We start from the raw sequence: 18,970 nt of genomic DNA on the forward strand, positions 1-18,970 counted from the left end.
ATGGACAACGAGCAGAAACTCCGGGACTACCTCAAGCGGGCCGGCGCAGACCTGCAGCGCTCGCGGCAGCGGGTGAACGAGCTTGAGGCGGCGGCCACCGAGCCGATCGCCATCGTCGGCATGAGCTGCCGATACCCCGGCGGGGTGGCCTCCCCCGAAGACCTGTGGGACATGCTCGTGGAGGAACGGGACGGCATCACCGGCCTGCCCGCCGACCGCGGCTGGGAACTCGACCCCGCCGACGGGCCCACCGACATCCGCGGCGGATTCCTCCGCGGCGCCGCCGACTTCGACCCCGCCTTCTTCGGCATCTCGCCCCGCGAGGCCCTGTCCATGGACCCGCAGCAGCGGGTGCTGCTGGAGGCGTCCTGGGAGGCCTTCGAGCGGGCCGGCATCGACCCGCTCGCCCTGCGCTCCACCCGCACCGGCATGTTCGTCGGCGCGATGCCGCAGGAGTACCGCACCGGGCCCGACGACGACGTGCAGGGCTTCGTCCTGACCGGCAACGCGACCAGCATCATCTCCGGCCGCCTGGCCTACGTCCTCGGCACGGTCGGCCCCGCCGTCACCGTGGACACCGCCTGCTCCTCCTCCCTCGTCGCCATCCACCTGGCCGCGCAGTCGCTGCGCTCCGGGGAATCCGAACTCGCGCTCGCCGCGGGCGTCACCGTCATGTCCAGCCCCACCACCTTCGTGGAGTTCGCCCGGCAGGGCGGGCTGGCCGCGGACGGCCTCTGCCGCTCCTTCGCCGACTCCGCGAACGGCACCGGCTGGGCCGAGGGCGTCGGCGTGCTCGTCCTGGAGCGGCTCGCGGACGCCCGCCGCAACGGGCACCGGGTGCTGGCCGTCGTACGCGGCACCGCCGTCAACCAGGACGGTGCGAGCAACGGCCTGACCGCCCCCAACGGACCCTCCCAGCAGCGGGTCATCGAGCAGGCGCTGCGCGGCGCCCGGCTCTCCGCCGACCAGGTGGACGTGGTCGAGGCCCACGGTACGGGCACCACCCTCGGCGACCCGGTCGAGGCACAGGCGCTGCTCGCCACCTACGGCCAGAGCCGCCCCGAGGACCGGCCGCTGCTGCTCGGCTCCGTGAAGTCCAACATCAGCCACACCCAGGCCGCCGCCGGTGTGGCCGGCGTCATCAAGATGGTGCTCGCCCTGCGGCACGAGCTGCTGCCCAGGACCCTGCACGTGGACGAGCCGTCCACCCACGTGGACTGGTCGGCCGGCGCCGTACGCCTGCTCACCGAACCCACCCCGTGGCCGAAGCGCGAGGAACCGCGCCGGGCCGGCGTCTCCTCCTTCGGCCTCAGCGGTACGAACGCGCACGCCGTCATCGAGCAGGCCCCGGAGGAGGCCTCCGAGCCCGCGCCGCAGGACTCCGAGCCCGTGGCGCCGGGCACGCTGCCGTGGCTGGTGTCCGGCCGCACCCCGCAGGCCCTGCGCGGGCAGGCGGCACGGCTGCTGGAGTTCCTGGCCGCCGACCCGCAGCACCGCGACACCGACCTCGCGTACTCCCTCGCCACCACCCGGGCCGGCCTCGAGCACCGCGCCGTGGTCACCGCCGCCGACCGTGCCGGGGCCAAGGCCGCGCTCACCGCCCTCGCGGAGGGCGAGGACGGCACCGCTCTGCGGGGCGCCGTCCAGGGGCGGACGAAGCTCGGCTTCCTCTTCGCCGGGCAGGGATCCCAGCGGGCCGGTATGGGGCAGGAACTGTACAGCCGGTACTCGGTGTTCGCCGCCGCCCTCGATGAGGCCCTGGGGTACTTGGACCACGGGTACGAGGTCCCGCTGCGCGAGGTGCTGTTCGCCGCCGAGGGGAGTGCTGAGGCGGCCCTGCTCGACCGTACCGGCTACGCCCAGCCCGCCCTGTTCGCCCTCGAGGTCGCTCTCTTCCGGCTCGTCGAATCCCTCGGGATCACACCGGACTTCCTCACCGGGCACTCCATCGGCGAGATCGCCGCCGCGCACTGCGCCGGGGTGTTCACCCTCGCCGACGCCTGCACGCTGGTCTCCGCCCGGGCCCGCCTGATGCAGGCCCTGCCCGAGGGCGGCGCCATGATCGCCGTCCAGGCCACCGAGGAGGAGGTCCTCGCCCGGCTCACCGACGGAGTCTCCGTCGCCGCCGTCAACGGACCGAACGCCGTCGTCGTGGCCGGCGCCACCGACGAAACCGCCGCCGTCGCCGCGCACTTCGACGCGATCGGCCGCAGGACGAAGCCGCTGCGCGTCTCGCACGCCTTCCACTCGCCCCTGATGGAGCCGATGCTCGCGGAGTTCCGAGCCGTCGTCGCCGGACTCACCCCGCAGGCCCCGGTCATCCCGGTGATCTCCACCCTCACCGGCGTTCCCGCCACCGCCGCGCAGCTCGCTTCCCCCGACTACTGGGCCGACCACGCCCGCCACACCGTCCGCTTCGCCGACGCACTCGACTGGCTGAACGGGCACGGCGCCGGCGCCTTCCTCGAACTCGGCCCCGACGGCGTGCTGTCCGCCCTCGCGCAGGCCCGTCCCGAGGAGCCGGTCGCCAGTCCGCTGCTGCGCCCCGGCCGCCCCGAGACCGACACCCTCACCGAGGCCGTCGCCGCCCTGCACGTACGAGGCATCCGCGTCCAGTGGGACGGCTGGTTCGCCGGCACCGGGGCCCGCCCCGTCGACCTGCCCACGTACGCCTTCGAACACCGTGCCTTCTGGCCCCGCACCGCGCTCGGCCGGCACGCCGGGGACGTGCGCGGCGCCGGCCTGGGCGCCGCCCGCCACCCGCTGCTCGCCGCCGCCGTGTCCCTCGCCAACTCCGACGGACTGCTGCTCACCGGCCGGCTCTCCGTCCAGTCCCACCCCTGGCTGGCCCAGCACGCCGTACGCGGCACCGTCCTGCTGCCCGGCACCGGCTTCCTGGAGCTGGCCGTCCGGGCCGGCGACGAGGTGGGCTGCGACCGCGTCGAGGAGCTCACCCTCGCCGCGCCCCTGGTCCTGCCCGAACAGGGCGGCGTACAGGTACAGGTGTGGGTCGGCAGCCCCGACGAGACCGGCCGCCGCACCCTGACCGTCCACTCCCGGCCCGAGGCCGGCCAGGACGGGGGAGCCGCCGACGAACAGCCGTGGACGCAGCACGCCCAGGGTGTACTGGCCGCCACGGACCAGCACGCCCCGGCCGGGGACGAGTTCGCGGCCGGGGCATGGCCCCCGGCCGACGCCCGCCCGCTGGACCTCGACGGGTTCTACGGGCGGATGGCCGAGACCGGCTTCGGGTACGGGCCGCTGTTTCAGGGCGTACGGGCAGCCTGGCGGGTCGGCGACGACGTGTACGCCGAGGTGGCGCTGCCCGAGACCGGGACCGGGGCCGGGACCGCCGCCGACGCGTTCGGCATCCACCCCGCCCTGCTCGATGCAGCCCTGCACCCCTGCGCCTTCCTCGACCTCGGCGAACACGGGCGCGGCGGACTGCCCTTCGCCTGGCAGGACGTCACCCTGCACGCCACCGGCGCCACCGCCGTCCGGGTCAAGCTCTCCTTCGCCGGCGACGACGCCGTCGCGCTGGCCGTCGCCGACACCGAGGGCCGGCCGGTCGCCACCGTCGGCTCGCTCGTCCTGCGCGCCCTGCCGGACATGGAGCTGAACCCCGCCACCGCGCTGGTCCGCGAAGCCCTGTTCGAGCTGCGCTGGACCCGGCTGCGCGGCACCACCGCGCAGCCGGCCCCGGCCTCCGTCGCGGTCCTCGGCGACGACCCGTACGGTCTCGGCACCCCGCTCGTGCGGACCGAGGGCGCCGAGCCGCCCGCCGTGGTCCTCGCCCCCGCCGTCGCCGCGCCCACCGAGGACCCGGCCGCCGCCGCGCACGCCCTGACCGCGCGCGTCCTGCGGCAGATCCAGGACTGGCTCGCCGACGACACCACCGCCGAGACCCGGCTGACCTTCGTCACCTGCGGCGCCGTCGCCGCGGCCGACGGCGAGGGCGTCACCGACCTGCCGGCCGCCGCCGTCTGGGGCCTCGTACGCTCCGCGCAGGCCGAGCACCCCGGCCGCTTCGGCCTCCTCGACCTCGACCCCGACGCGCCCGCCGCCGTCCCCCCGCAGGCCCTGGCCAGTGACGAGCCGCAACTGGCCGTCCGGGACGGCTCCGTGCTGGTCGCCCGGCTCGCCCGGGCCCGCCGCGAGCCGGCCGAGACTGTCCTCGACCCCGAGGGCACCGTCCTGATCACCGGCGGCCTCGGCGGCCTCGGCCGGGCCCTGGCCCGGCACCTGGTCACCGAGCGCGGCGTACGCCACCTGCTGCTGGCGAGCCGGCGCGGCCCCGCCACCGAAGGCGCCGCCGAGTTCGCCGACGAGCTGTGCACGCTCGGCGCACAGGTCGCCATCGAAGCCTGCGACCTCACCGACCCGGCCGCCGCCGCCCGGCTGCTCGCCACCGTCCCCGCAGCGCACCCGCTCACCGCCGTGGTGCACACGGCCGGGGTCCTCGACGACGGCGTCCTCACCTCCCTCACCCCCGAGCGGATCAGCGCCGTCCTGCGGCCCAAGGCCGACGCCGTCTGGCACCTGCACCAGGCCACCGCGGAACTCTGCCCTGACCTCTCCGCCTTCGTGGTGTTCTCCTCCCTCTCCGGCACCGCGGGCGCCCCCGGCCAGGGCAACTACGCCGCCGCGAACGCCTTCGTCGACGCCCTCGCGCAGCTGCGGCGCGCCGCCGGACTGCCCGCCCGCTCGCTCGGCTGGGGCCCATGGGCTCCCACCGCCGGCATGACCGGCGGGATGACCGAGGCCGACCTGGAGCGCCTCGCCCGCAGGGGCACCCCCGCCCTGACCGAGCAGGACGGACTCGCCCTGTTCGACGCGGCCCTCGTCGTGGACGCGCCCGTCCTGCTGCCCGCCCGGCTCGACCTGCCGGTCCTGCGCGCGCTGGGCGACGTACCGCCGCTGCTGCGCGGACTGGTCCGCAGCCCCGCCCGGCGCTCCGTCGTCGCCGGCTCCGAGGCAGCCGCCGGACTCGTCCAGCGGCTCGCCCGCCTCGACGAGCAGGACCGCGCCGCGGCCGTCGTCGACCTCGTCCGCACCCAGGTCGCCGCCGTACTGCGGCACGGCGGACCCGAGGACGTGGACCCGGTACGCCGGTTCCAGGACCTCGGCTTCGACTCGCTCACCGCCGTCGAACTGCGCAACCGGCTGCGCACCACCACCGGACTGCGCACCTCCGCCACCGTGATCTTCGACTACCCGACGGTCACCGCGCTCGCCGCGCACCTCCTCGACGAACTCATGGGGGACCAGGGCGCCGCCGCCGTGGCCACCGCCCCGCGCACCGCCGCGGCCTCGGACGACCCCATCGTCATCGTCGGCATGAGCTGCCGCTACCCGGGCGGGGTCGCCTCGCCCGACGACCTGTGGCAGCTGGTCCGCGAGGGCACCGACGCCATCTCCGGCCTGCCCACCGACCGCGGCTGGGACCTCGACGGGCTCTACCACCCGGACCCGGACCACCCCGGCACCGCCTACACCCGCTTCGGCGGATTCCTGCACGAGGCCCCCGAGTTCGACCCCGGCTTCTTCGGCATGAGCCCGCGCGAGGCGCTGGCCACCGACGCCCAGCAGCGGCTGCTGCTGGAGGCCTCCTGGGAGGCGATCGAGCGCGCGGGCATCGACCCGCTCTCGCTGCGCGGCTCCCAGACCGGCGTGTTCGCGGGCGTCATGTACAACGACTACGCCGCCACCCTCGCCGACAGCCGCTTCGAAGGCCACCAGGGCAGCGGCACCTCGCCGTCCATCGCCTCCGGCCGGGTGTCCTACACCCTCGGCCTCGAAGGCCCGGCCGTCACCGTGGACACCGCCTGCTCCTCCTCGCTCGTCGCCATGCACTGGGCCATGCAGGCCCTGCGCGCCGGCGAGTGCTCGCTCGCCCTCGCGGGCGGCGTCACCGTCATGTCCACCCCGACCTCCCTCATCGAGTTCTCCCGCCAGCGCGGCCTGTCCCCGGACGGCCGCTGCAAGGCCTACTCCGACGGCGCCGACGGCGTCGGCTGGGCGGAAGGCGTCGGCATCCTCGTCCTGGAACGGCTCTCCGACGCCCGCCGCAACGGACACACCGTCCTCGCCGTGGTCCGCGGCTCCGCCGTCAACCAGGACGGCGCGTCCAACGGCCTCACCGCCCCCAACGGGCCCTCCCAGCAGCGCGTCATCCGCCAGGCCCTGGCCGGCGCCGGCCTGACCACCGCGGACGTCGACGTCGTCGAGGGACACGGCACCGGCACCACCCTCGGCGACCCCATCGAGGCCCAGGCCCTGCTCGCCACCTACGGCCAGGACCGCGATGCCGAACGGCCGCTGCTGCTCGGCTCGGTCAAGTCCAACATCGGCCACACCCAGGCCGCCGCCGGTGTCGCCGGCGTCATCAAGATGGTCATGGCCCTGCGCCACGGCCTGGCCCCGCGCAGCCTGTACGCCGCCGAGCCCTCCCGGCACGTCGAGTGGCAGGACGGAGCCGTCGAACTGCTGGCCGAGGAGACGGCCTGGCCCGAGACCGGCCGACCGCGCCGCGCCGGTGTCTCCTCCTTCGGCATCAGCGGCACCAACGCCCACGTCGTCATCGAGCAGGCGCCGGCCCTTCCCACGCCCGCCGCGCACGAGGAAACCCAGGTCACCGCCTGGCCGGTCTCGGGCAGGACCCGGGCCGCGCTGCGCGACCAGGCCGGCCGGCTGCGCGCGTACGCCGAGGCCCACCCCGAGCTCGACCCGGCCGCCATCGGGCTCTCCCTCGCCACCACCCGGTCCGCCTTCGAACAGCGCGCCGTCGCCGTCGGCGGGCGCACCGAACTGCTGCGCGCCCTGCGGGCGCTGGCCAGTGGCGAGGCCGACCCGGCGCTGTGGGAAGGCGAGACCGGCGCCGCCGGGCTCGGCTTCCTCTTCGCCGGACAGGGCTCCCAGCGGGCCGGCATGGGCTGCGAGCTGTACGGCCGCTTCCCGGTGTTCGCCGCCGCCCTCAACGAGGCCCTGGGGTACTTGGACCACGGGTACGAGGTCCCGCTGCGCCAGGTGCTGTTCGCCGCCGAGGGCAGCCCTGAGGCCGCCCTGCTCGACCGCACCGGCTATGCCCAGCCCGCGCTGTTCGCCGTCGAGGTCGCCCTCTTCCGGCTGATCACCTCCCTCGGCGTGCGCCCCGGCCCGCTGCTCGGCCACTCCGTCGGCGAGATCGCCGCCGCGCACTGCGCCGGGGTGTTCACCCTCGCCGACGCCTGCACCCTGGTCGCCGCCCGGGCCCGCCTGATGCAGGCCCTGCCCGAGGGCGGCGCCATGGTCTCCCTCCAGGCCACCGAGGAGGAGGTCCTTGCCCGGCTCACCGACGGGATCTCCGTCGCCGCCGTCAACGGCCCCCGCGCCGTGGTCATCGCCGGCGAGGAGGCCGAAGTCCTCGCGCTGGCGGAGCAGTTCACCGCAGAGGGCCGCAAGACCAAGCGGCTGCGGGTCAGCCACGCCTTCCACTCGGCCCGTATGGAGCCCATGCTCGACGCCTTCCGCGCCGTCGCCGAGCAGCTGACGTACACCGCGCCGGTCTTCGACGTGGTGTCCAACCTGACCGGTGCGATTGCCACCGCCGAGGAGCTGTGCACTGCCGGCTACTGGGTGGAGCACGTCCGCCGTGCCGTCCGCTTCGCCGACGGAGTGTGCGCCGCCCGCGCCGCCGGTGCCACCGCCTTCCTCGAACTCGGCCCGGACGGCGTACTGTCCGCCCTCGCCCAGGACGTCCTCGGGGACGACACCGAATCCGTCCCGCTGCTGCGCACCGGCCGTGCCGAGGAGCAGAGCGTCACCGCCGCCCTCGCCCGGCTCCACGTCCGCGGGATCGCTGTGGACTGGGCCGCCTACCACGCCAGGACCGGCGCCCGTCGGGTCGAACTGCCCACGTACGCCTTCCAGCACGAGCGCTACTGGCCCGAGCGGACCACCGCCACGGCGGCCGTCGCCGCCGCGGACCCCGCCGACACCGCCCTGTGGGGCGCCGTCGAACGCGGTGACACCGCCGGTGCGGCCGGCATCCTCGGCCTGCGCGACGAACAGCACGCCGGCCTCGCCGCCCTGCTGCCCGCCCTGTCCACCTACCGGCGCCACCACGCCGAGCAGACCCTGCTGGACTCCGCTCGCCACCGGATCCAGTGGCAGCAGGTCCGCTCGGGTGCCGCCCCCGTCCTGGACGGCACCTGGCTCGTCCTGACCACTGACGGGATCGAGGACGCCGAGCTGCTGGACGCCCTGCGCGGCCACGGCGCCCGGTTCACCCGCCTCGTCCTGGACGACGCCTGCCTGGACCGCGCCGAACTCGCCGCCCGGATCACGGAGGCGGGGGAGCACCAGGGCCTGCTGTCCCTGCTCCCGCTCGCCGACGGCACCGACCTCCAGGGCACCGGTCTGCCCTCAGGCCTCGCGCTTGGCGTGGTCCTGGCCCAGGCCCTGCACGACACCGGCAGCACCGCCCCGCTGTGGACGGTCACCCGCGGCGCTGTCTCCACCGGCGCCGCCGACCCGGTCATCCGGCCCGTCCAGGCCGCCGCCTGGGGCCTGGGCCGGGTCACCGCCCTGGAGCGCCCGCAGGCCTTCCACGGACTGGTCGATCTGCCCGAGACCCTCACCGCGCCCACCGTGCAGCGCCTCGTCAGCGCGCTGGCCACCACCCCGGGCGAGGCCGCCGAGGACCAGCTCGCCCTGCGCGGCAGCGCCGCCTACGGCCGCCGCCTGGTGCGCCGCCCCGCCGCCGAACTCCCCAAGGACGGCGCCTTCACCGCCACCGGCACCGTGCTCGTCACCGGAGGCACCGGCGCGCTGGGCGCCGAGGTCGCCCGCTGGCTCGCCCGGCACGGCGCCGCGCACCTGATCCTCACCAGCCGGCGCGGCGCCGACGCCCCGGGCGCCGCCGAACTGGCCGAGGAGATACGGCAGCTGGGCGCCGAGGTCACCCTCGCCGCCTGCGACGTCGCCGACCGCGACGCGCTCGCCGCCCTGCTGGCCTCCGTACCCGCCGAGCACCCGCTGACCGGTGTGGTCCACGCGGCCGGCCTCGGCCAGGCCTCGCCGCTCGCCGCCACCCCGCTCGCCGACGTGGCGGCCTACGCCGCCGCCAAGATGCTCGGCGCGGCCCACCTCGACGCCCTGCTCGAGGGCCAGGACCTGGACTTCTTCGTCCTGTTCTCCTCCGTCGCCGGCATCTGGGGCAGCGCCGGGCAGAGCGCCTACGCCGCCGCCAACGCCTACCTCGACGCGCTCGCCGAGCACCGCCGCGCCCGCGGCCTGACTGCCACCTCCGTGGCCTGGGGCCCCTGGGCCGAAGCCGGCATGGCCACCCACGAGGCCGTCTCCGACAGCCTCGCCCGCCAGGGCCTGCGCTTCCTCGCACCCGCCACCGCCCTGGCCGAACTGCGCCGGGCGATCCTCCAGCAGGACACCGACGTCACCGTCGCCGACGTCGACTGGACCACGTACGTCCCCGTCTTCACCGCGGCCCGGCCCAGCCGGCTCTTCGGCGAACTGCCCGAGGTGCGCGCACTCGCGACGGCGCCGAAGGCCGAGGCCGCCGTCTCCGAGTTCGTACGCAAGGTCCGCGCGCTGTCGGACGCCGAGCGAGACCGGACGCTGGTGGACCTGGTGCGCCGCGAGGCCGCCACCGTCCTCGGGCACGCCTCCGCCGAGTCCGTCGCCCCCACCCGCGCCTTCCGCGACGCCGGCTTCGACTCGCTGACCGCCGTCGAGCTGCGCAAGCGGCTGGCGACCGTAACCGGCCTGACGCTGCCCAGCACCATGGCCTTCGACCACCCGACGCCCGTCGCCCTCGCCGCCTTCCTGCGCGGCGAGATCCTCGGCGCCGCCGAGGCCCAGGCGGCCCCGCGGGCCACCGTCGCCGGCCGGTACGACGAACCCGTCGCCATCGTCGGCATGAGCTGCCGCTTCCCCGGCGGGGTCCGCTCCCCGCAGCAGTTCTGGCAGCTGATCGCCGACGGCGTGGACGCCACCTCCGAGTTCCCCGTCAACCGTGGCTGGGACGAGAACCTGTACGACGCCGACCCCGACGCGGGCGGCAAGACGTACTCCACCCGAGGCGGCTTCCTGCACGAGGCGGGGGAGTTCGACGCCGGATTCTTCGGCATCTCCCCGCGCGAGGCCCTCTCCATGGACCCCCAGCAGCGGCTGCTGCTGGAGACCACCTGGGAGGCCTTCGAATCGGCGGGCATCGACCCTGCCGCCGTGCACGGCAGCGCCACCGGCACCTTCATCGGCTCCACCTACCAGGAGTACGGCACCGGCATGGACGACGCGTCCGCCGGGCACGCCGTCACCGGCACCAGCCCGAGTGTCCTCTCCGGCCGGCTCGCCTACCTCTTCGGCCTCGAAGGCCCGGCCGTCACCGTGGACACCGCCTGCTCCTCCTCACTGGTGGCCCTGCACCTGGCCTGCCAGTCCCTGCGCAACGGGGAGAGCTCGCTCGCGCTGGCGGGCGGCGCCACCGTCATGACCAACCCGAACCCGTTCATCGCCTTCAGCCGGCAGCGGGCACTGGCCGTCGACGGCCGTTGCAAGCCCTTCTCCGAGGCCGCCGACGGTATGACCCTGGCCGAGGGCGTCGGCGTCCTCGTCCTGGAGCGGCTCTCCGACGCCCAGGCCAACGGGCACGAGATCCTCGCCGTGGTCCGCGGCTCCGCCATCAACCAGGACGGCGCGTCCAACGGGCTCACCGCCCCCAACGGGCCCTCCCAGCAGCGCGTCATCCGCCAGGCCCTCAGCAACGCGGGCCTGACCGCCGCCGACATCACCGCGGTCGAGGCCCACGGCACCGGCACGGCCCTCGGCGACCCCATCGAGGCGCAGGCCCTCCAGGCCGTCTACGGCCAGGGTCACGACGCCGAGAACCCGCTGCTGCTCGGCTCTGTCAAGTCCAACATCGGCCACACCCAGTCGGCGGCCGGCGTCGCCGGCGTCATCAAGATGGTCATGGCGCTGCGCGGCGGCCTGCTCCCGCAGACCCTGCACGCCGACGAGCCGTCCTCGCACATCGACTGGACCGACGGCACCGTCGCCCTCCTGCACACCCCGACCGCCTGGCCGTCCGGTGAACAGGCCCGCCGCTGCGCGGTGTCCTCCTTCGGCATCAGCGGCACCAACGCACACGTGGTCCTGGAGGACGCCCCGACCGTTGCCTCCGGCGGCGAGCCGGTGCTGCCCTCCGGCCAGGAGCCGGCCCAGGCGGCCACGGAGCCGTCCGCCGCGCAGGCGACCCCGGCTGCCCTCGGCGTGGTGCCGTGGGTGCTGTCCGGCAGGACGCCCGGCGCTCTGCGCGGTCAGGCCGCGCAGTTGGTCGAGCACCTCGACCGCCTCGGTGCCGAGTCCGGGGTGCGGCCGGCCGACATCGGCCACTCCCTCACCACCACGCGCGCGCTCTTCGAGCACCGTGCCGTCGTCCTCGGCGACCGTGCCGGGGAACTGCGCGAGCACCTGGAGGCGCTCGCGAGCGGCGGCTCGTCCGCCGCCGTCGTCCATGGCACTGCCGACCTCGACGGCAAGACCGTCTTCGTCTTCCCCGGCCAGGGCTCCCAGTGGATCGGCATGGCCGCCGAACTCCTCGACGAGTCCCCGGTCTTCGCCGAACGGCTGCACGAGTGCGCCGCAGCCCTGTCGGCCTACACCGACTGGTCATTGGTCGACGTCCTGCGCCAGGCCGATGGCGCGCCCTCCCTCGACCGGGTCGACGTCGTGCAGCCCGCGACCTTCGCCGTGATGGTGTCGCTGGCCCACCTGTGGGCCTCGTACGGCATCACCCCCGACGCCGTCCTCGGCCACTCGCAGGGCGAGATCGCCGCGGCGGCCGTCGCCGGGGCCCTCACCCTGGACGACGCCGCCCGCGTGGTGGCCCTGCGCAGCCAGGCCATCGCCCGCCGGCTGGCGGGCTCCGGCGGCATGGTCTCCGTACCGCTGTCCGCCGACGAGGTCGAGGAGCGCATCGCCGCCCGCAGCGCCGGCATCTCCGTCGCCGCCGTCAACGGGCCGCGGACCGTGGTCGTCGCCGGCGCGCCCGAGGAGCTGGACGCGCTCATCGAGGAGCTCGCCGCCGAGAACGTCCGGGCCCGTCGCATCGCCGTCGACTACGCCTCCCACTCCGCCCAGGTCGAGCAGCTGGAGGACGAGCTGCTGACCGCCCTGGCACCGGTGCGCCCGCGCACCGCCGAGATCCCCTTCTTCTCGACCGTGACCGGCGACTGGCTGGACACGGCCGTGCTGGACGCCGCGTACTGGTACCGCAACCTGCGCCGCACCGTCCGCTTCGGCCCGGCCGTGGCCGCGCTGCTCGACCAGGGCCACCAGGTCTTCGTCGAGACCAGCCCGCACACCGTGCTGACCATGGCCGTCCAGGCCGTGGCCGAGGACAGCGGGCACCGGGTCGCCGCCATCGGCACCCTGCGCCGCGACAAGGGCGGCACCGACCGCTTCCTGACCTCCCTCGCCGAGGCGTTCGTCCGCGGCGCCCGGGTGGACTGGACTGGCGCCTTCGAGGGCACCGGCGCGCACCGCGTCGCCCTGCCCACGTACGCCTTCCAGCGCGAGCACCTGTGGGCGGTGCCCGGCAGGCCGCGCACCGCGGGCGAAGGGGACCCGGCGGACGCCGAGTTCTGGACCGCCGTCGAAGAGGCGGACGTCGAGTCGCTGGCCGCCGGCCTGCAGCTGGAGCAGTCCGACCTCGCCCCGCTGCTGCCCGCGCTCGCCGGCTGGCGGCGCCGCAGCCGCGACCGTGCGGCGGTGGACTCCTGGCGCTACCGCGCCGCGTGGAAGCCGCTCGGCGGACTGCCCTCGGGCGCCCGGCTCACCGGCACCTGGCTCCTCGTCGCCCCGGCCACTTCTCCGGCCGATGCCGACGTCATCGAGGCGCTGACGGCCGCCGGGGCCGACGTACGGCACCTGGTGCTGGACGAGACCTGCGCCGACCGGTCGGTCCTGGCCGACCGTCTCGCCGCCGAGAGTGCGGACTTCACCGGGATCGTCTCGCTGCTCGCCGCCGACGAGGCGCCGAGCCGGGCCGTGCCCGCGCTCACCACCGGGCTCGCCCTGACCCTCGCCCTCGTCCAGGCCCTCGGCGACACCGGAATCGGCGCACCGCTGTGGTGCGTCACCCGGGGCGCCGTCTCCACCGGCCGCGCCGACCGGCTCACCCGGCCCGTCCAGGCCCAGATCCACGGCCTGGGCTGGACCGCCGCCCTGGAACACCCCGAGCGCTGGGGCGGCGTCATCGACCTGCCCGAGACCCCCCTGGACGCACGCGGTCGCGAACGCCTCGCCGCCGTCCTCACCGGGACGACCGGCGAGGACCAGCTCGCCCTGCGCACCTCGGGTGCCCTGGCCCGGCGGATCACCCGTGCCACCGCGGGCAGTGCCGCCGACAGCAGGGACACCTGGCGTCCGCGTGGCACCACCCTGATCACCGGAGGCACCGGCACCCTCGCCCCGCACCTGGCCCGCTGGCTCGCCGGGCAGGGCGCCGAGCACCTCGTCCTCACCAGCCGGCGCGGCGCCGACGCGCCCGGCACCGCCGAGCTGCTCGCCGAACTCCACGAGCTGGGCTGCGAGGCGGAGTTCCGCAGCTGCGACCTCACCGACCGCGCGGCCGTCGCCGCCCTCTTGGACGGCCTGACGGCCGACGGCCGCACCGTACGGGCCGTCGTGCACACCGCCGCCGTCATCGAACTGGCCTCCCTGGAGGAGACCGGCCCCGAGGCATTCGCCAAGGTCGTCGATGCGAAGGTCACCGGAGCCCGGCACCTGGACGAACTCCTCGACGACGAGCAGCTCGACGCGTTCGTCCTGTACTCCTCCACCGCCGGCATGTGGGGCAGTGGCCGACACGCCGCGTACGTCGCGGGCAACGCCTACCTCAACGCGCTCGCCGAGCACCGCCGGGCGCGCGGCGCCCATGCCACCTCCATCTCCTGGGGCATCTGGTCCGACGACCTGAAGCTCGGCCGGGTCGACCCCGGCCAGATCCGGCGCAGCGGCCTGAACTTCATGGACCCGCAGCAGGCCCTCACCGGGCTGCGGCAGGCCCTGGCCGAGGACGCGCAGGTGCTCACCGTCGCCGACATCGACTGGGACCGCTACCACCCGGTGTTCACCTCCGGGCGGCCCACCGCCCTGTTCGAGGACATCGCCGAGGTCCGGAAGCTGGAGCGGCAGGCCACCGAACGGCCCTCCGGTGACAGCGAGTTCATCGTGCGGCTGCGGACGCTGCCCGCCGTCGAACAGGACCGGGCACTGCTGGACCTCGTACGCGCCGAGGCGGCCACCGTCCTCGGGCACGCCTCCCCGGACGTGCTGTCCGAGCAGCGGGCGTTCCGCGACGTCGGCTTCGACTCGCTGACCGCCGTGGACCTGCGCAACCGGCTGTCGGCCGTGACCGGGCTGGCCCTGCCCAGCACCATGGTCTTCGACTACCCCAACCCGCTGTCCCTGGTGGAGTTCCTGCGTACGCAGGTCGCCGGCGCGCAGACCGGAACGGCGGCCCCGGCCGCTGTGGCCGCATCGCCGCTCGCCGACGACGAACCCATCGCGGTCATCGGCATGAGCTGCCGCTACCCGGGCGGAGTCGCCTCCCCCGAGGACCTGTGGCGGCTGGTCGCCGCCGGGGCCGACGCCATCGGCGACTTCCCCCTCGACCGCGGCTGGGACGCCGACGGGCTCTACGACCCCGACCCGGACCGCCCCGGCAAGACGTACTCCACGCGCGGCGGATTCCTGGACTCCGCCCCCGAGTTCGACGCGGGCTTCTTCGGCATCTCGCCGCGCGAGGCCCTGTCGATGGACCCCCAGCAGCGCCTGCTGCTGGAGACCTCCTGGGAGGCCATGGAGCGCGCCGGGATCGACCCGGGCGCCCTGCGCGGCAGCCGCACCGGCACCTTCATCGGCGCCAGCTACCAGGACTACACCTCGGGCGGCTCCGCCCAGGACGGCGCCGAGGGCCACCTGGTCACCGGCACCCTCCCGTCCGTCCTGTCCGGGCGAATCTCGTACAGCTTCGGCTTCGAAGGCCCCGCCGTCACCCTCGACACCGCCTGCTCCTCCTCGCTGGTGGCGCTGCACCTGGCCTGCCAGTCGCTGCGCAACGGCGAGTCCACGCTCGCCCTCGCGGGCGGCGTCAGCATCATGGCCACGCCCAACGCCTTCGTCGGCTTCAGCCGGCAGCGCGCCATGGCCGTGGACGGACGCTGCAAGGCGTACGCCGAGGCCGCCGACGGTATGAGCCTCGCGGAGGGCGTGGGCCTGGTCCTCGTCGAGCGGCTGTCCGACGCCCTGGCCAACGGCCACCGGGTGCTCGCCGTCATCCGCGGCTCCGCCGTCAACCAGGACGGCGCGTCCAACGGCCTGACCGCCCCCAACGGGCCCTCCCAGCAGCGCGTCATCCGCCAGGCGCTCGCCAACGCGGGCGTCCGCGCCGCCGACATCGACGCCGTCGAAGGCCACGGCACCGGCACCCGCCTGGGCGACCCCATCGAGGCCCAGGCTCTGCTCGCGACCTACGGCCAGGACCGTGACACCGAGCGGCCGTTGCTGCTCGGCTCGGTGAAGTCCAACATCGGCCACACCCAGATGGCCTCCGGTGTCGCGAGCGTCATCAAGATGGTCATGGCCATGCGCCACGGCGTACTGCCCGCGAGCCTGCACATCGACCGGCCCTCCACCCACGTGGACTGGACGGCCGGCGCGATCGAGCTGCTGACCGGGGAACGGGACTGGCCGGAGACCGGCCGGCCGCGCCGCGCCGCCGTGTCCTCCTTCGGCCTCAGCGGTACGAACGCCCACACCATCCTGGAACAGGCCCCGGTCACGGAGTCCGCGCCGGAGCAGGAGACCGCGCAGCCGGCGGGCGTGGTTCCGCTCGTGCTGTCCGGCCGGACCGAGGCCGCGCTGCGCGCCCAGGCCGGGCGCCTGCTCGACACGGTCACCGGCAGGTCGGACGCGTTCGCGCTCCCCGCCCTGGGGCGTGCGCTGGCCACCGGCCGCGCCGCCCTGGAGTACCGGGCCGCCGTGGCCACCGACACGCACGAGGAGTGCGTACGGGCCCTGACCGCCCTGCGCGACGGCCTGCCGGACTCCGCCCTGCTGACCGACCGCGCCACCGGGCGCGGCCGGACCGCGTTCCTCTTCACCGGACAGGGCAGCCAGCGTCCCGGCATGGGCCGCGAACTGTACGAGCGCCACCCGGTGTTCGCCGACGCACTGGACGCCGTACTGGCCCGCTTCGACCTCGAACTGGAGCGGCCACTGCGCGAGGTGATGTTCGCCGAGCCCGACAGCGCCGAAGCCGCGCTGCTCGACGACACGGCCTACACCCAGCCCGCCCTGTTCGCCCTGGAGGTGGCCCTCCACCGGCTCGTCGAATCCTGGGGCATCCGGCCCGACCACCTGGCCGGGCACTCCATCGGCGAGCTCGCCGCCGCTCACGTGGCCGGGGTGTTCTCGCTGGAGGACGCCTGCACGCTGGTCGCCGCGCGCGGCCGGCTGATGTCCGCCCTGCCGGGCGGGGGCGCGATGGTCTCCGTGGAGGCCACCGAGGAGGAGATGCTGCCGCTGCTGGCCGGCCACGAGGACCGGATGGCGCTCGCCGCCGTCAACGGCCCCCGCTCACTGGTCCTGTCCGGTGACGAGGAGCCGGTCCTGGAGCTCGCGGCGCGCTGTGCCGCGCAGGGCCGCCGGACCCGGCGGCTGCGGGTGAGCCATGCCTTCCACTCGCCGCACATGGACCCGATGCTCGACGCCTTCGCCAAGGTCGCCCGCGGGATCACCTACCACGCACCGGCGATCTCCCTCGTGTCGACCGTGACCGGCCAACTCGCCGAATCCGAGCGGCTGTGCACCCCCGAGTACTGGGTCGAGCAGGTGCGCGGCACGGTCAGGTTCGCCGATGCCGCCCGCCGCCTCACCGAGCTCGACGCCACCGTGCTCCTGGAGATCGGCCCGGACGCCGTGCTGAGCGGCGCGGCCCAGGAAGTCGTGGCCGACGAGCGGGTCACCGCCGTACCGGCCCTGCGCCGGGACCGCGCGGAGGCCCCGGCACTGGCCACCGCCCTGGCCCGCCTCCACGTGAGTGGCGTACGGGTCGACTGGGACGCGTTCTTCCCCGGAAGCGGCGCCGTCGCCTTCGAGGACCTGCCGACGTACGCCTTCCAGCGGCAGCGCTACTGGCCGGAGGCCGGCCGGGCCGGCATGGCCGGTACGGCCGGGCCCGCCGCTGACCCGGTGGACGCCGCGTTCTGGGCGGCCGTGGAGCGGGCGGACCTGCCCGCGCTCGGCGCCGATCTCGGGCTGGACGACGCCACCTTGACGGCCGTCGTGCCCGCCCTCACCTCGTGGCGCCGCAAGCGCCGCGCCGAGTCCACCGTCGACGGCTGGCGCTACGGCAGCACCTGGAAGCCACTGGCCGCCGCCCCGGCCGCGTCCGCCACCCTCGCCGGCACCTGGCTCTGCCTGGTACCCGCTGAGGGGGAGGGCTGCGAGGAACTGCTCGACGCCCTCGGCGGCGACCGGTACACCCTCACCGTCCCGCGCGGGGAGACGCGCGGCGACCTCGCCGAGCGGCTGCGCGAACTGGCAGAGGCGAGCGACGAGTTCACCGGAGTGCTGTCCCTGCTGGCGCTCCAGGACGAGGGCCTGCTGCCGACGGCCACCGCCCTCCAGGCCCTCGGCGACGCCGGGATCGAGGCCCCGCTGTGGTGCCTGACCCGGGGCGCCGTCAGCGTCGGCCGCTCCGACCGGCTCGGCCGGCCCGCCCACGCAGCCGTGTGGGGTCTGGGCCGCAGCGCGGCCCTGGAGCACCCCGAGCGCTGGGGCGGCCTGCTGGACCTGCCCGAGACCCTCGACGAGCCCGCTGCCCGCCGGATCGCCGGACTGCTCGCGCAGACCGGGGCCACCGGCGGCGAGGACCAGGTGGCCGTGCGCGCCTCGGGTGTGTACGCCCGCCGGCTGGCCCGCCTCGCGCCGGCCGACCGTGCAGACGTACGCCCGTACGCCCCCACCGGCACCGTCCTGATCACCGGCGGCACCGGCGGGATCGGCGCGCACCTTGCTCGCCGGCTCGCCGCCCGCGGCGCCGCACACCTGCTGCTCGTCAGCCGGCGTGGCGCCGACGCGCCCGGCGCCGTGGAACTCGGTGAGGAACTCGCCGCGCTGGGCGCCCGCGTCACCCTGGCCGCCTGCGACATCGCCGACCGCGACGCACTCGCCGGCGTCCTGGCCGACATCCCGGAGCAACTGCCGCTGACCGCGGTCTTCCACGCGGCCGGTGTGGTCGAGGACGGCGTCCTCGACACGCTCACCCCGGAGGCGTTCGCCGCCGTACTCGGCCCGAAGGCCACGGCCGCGCTCCACCTGCACGAGCTGACCCGCGAGACGGACCTGGCGGCCTTCGTGCTGTTCTCGTCCACCGCGGCCAGCCTCGGCGCCGCCGGACAGTCCAACTACGCCGCCGCCAATGCCGTCCTCGACGCCCTCGCCGAGCACCGGCGCGGGCAGGGCCTGCCCGCGACCTCCCTCGCCTGGGGACCGTGGGCCGGCACCGGCATGGCCGGCGACGGGACCGGCGTCGAAGCCCGGGTCCGCCGGGGCGGCTACACGCCCATGGCACCCGAGCTCGCCCTCGACGCGCTGACCCAGGCCCTGGACCACGCGGACCCGGCCACGCTGACCGTGGCGGACATCGACTGGGCCCGGTTCGCCCAGGTGTTCACGGCGGTGCGGTCCAACCCGCTGATCGCCGACCTCGCCGAGCCCCGAGGCGTCGTACGCGAGCAGCAGGCCGGAGGGGATGAGAGCGGCCTGCGGCAGCGGCTCACCACCCTGCCCGCGGCCGGCCGCGCCAAGTTCGTACTGGACTTCCTGCGGGCCCAGGTGGCCGCCGTACTCGGTCACGCCGACGCGGTCGCCATCGGCGCCGACCAGGCGTTCACCGACCTCG

1 protein-coding gene (cut by a window edge) is annotated in these 18,970 nt (G+C 75.4%); it reads left to right on the plus strand.

Going from position 1 to position 18,970, the window contains the following annotated elements; translation table 11 throughout:
* On the plus strand, positions 1-18,970 hold the 5' portion of the coding sequence (locus ABT123_RS21550) for a type I polyketide synthase (protein ID WP_351316989.1). Its footprint extends 9,671 nt past the window's final position; only the first 18,970 of its 28,641 coding nucleotides appear in the window; its start codon is at positions 1-3; the stop codon falls past the right edge of the window.

The sequence above is a fragment of the Streptomyces sp. NPDC002054 genome (assembly GCF_040296685.1).
Taxonomy (GTDB): domain Bacteria; phylum Actinomycetota; class Actinomycetes; order Streptomycetales; family Streptomycetaceae; genus Streptomyces.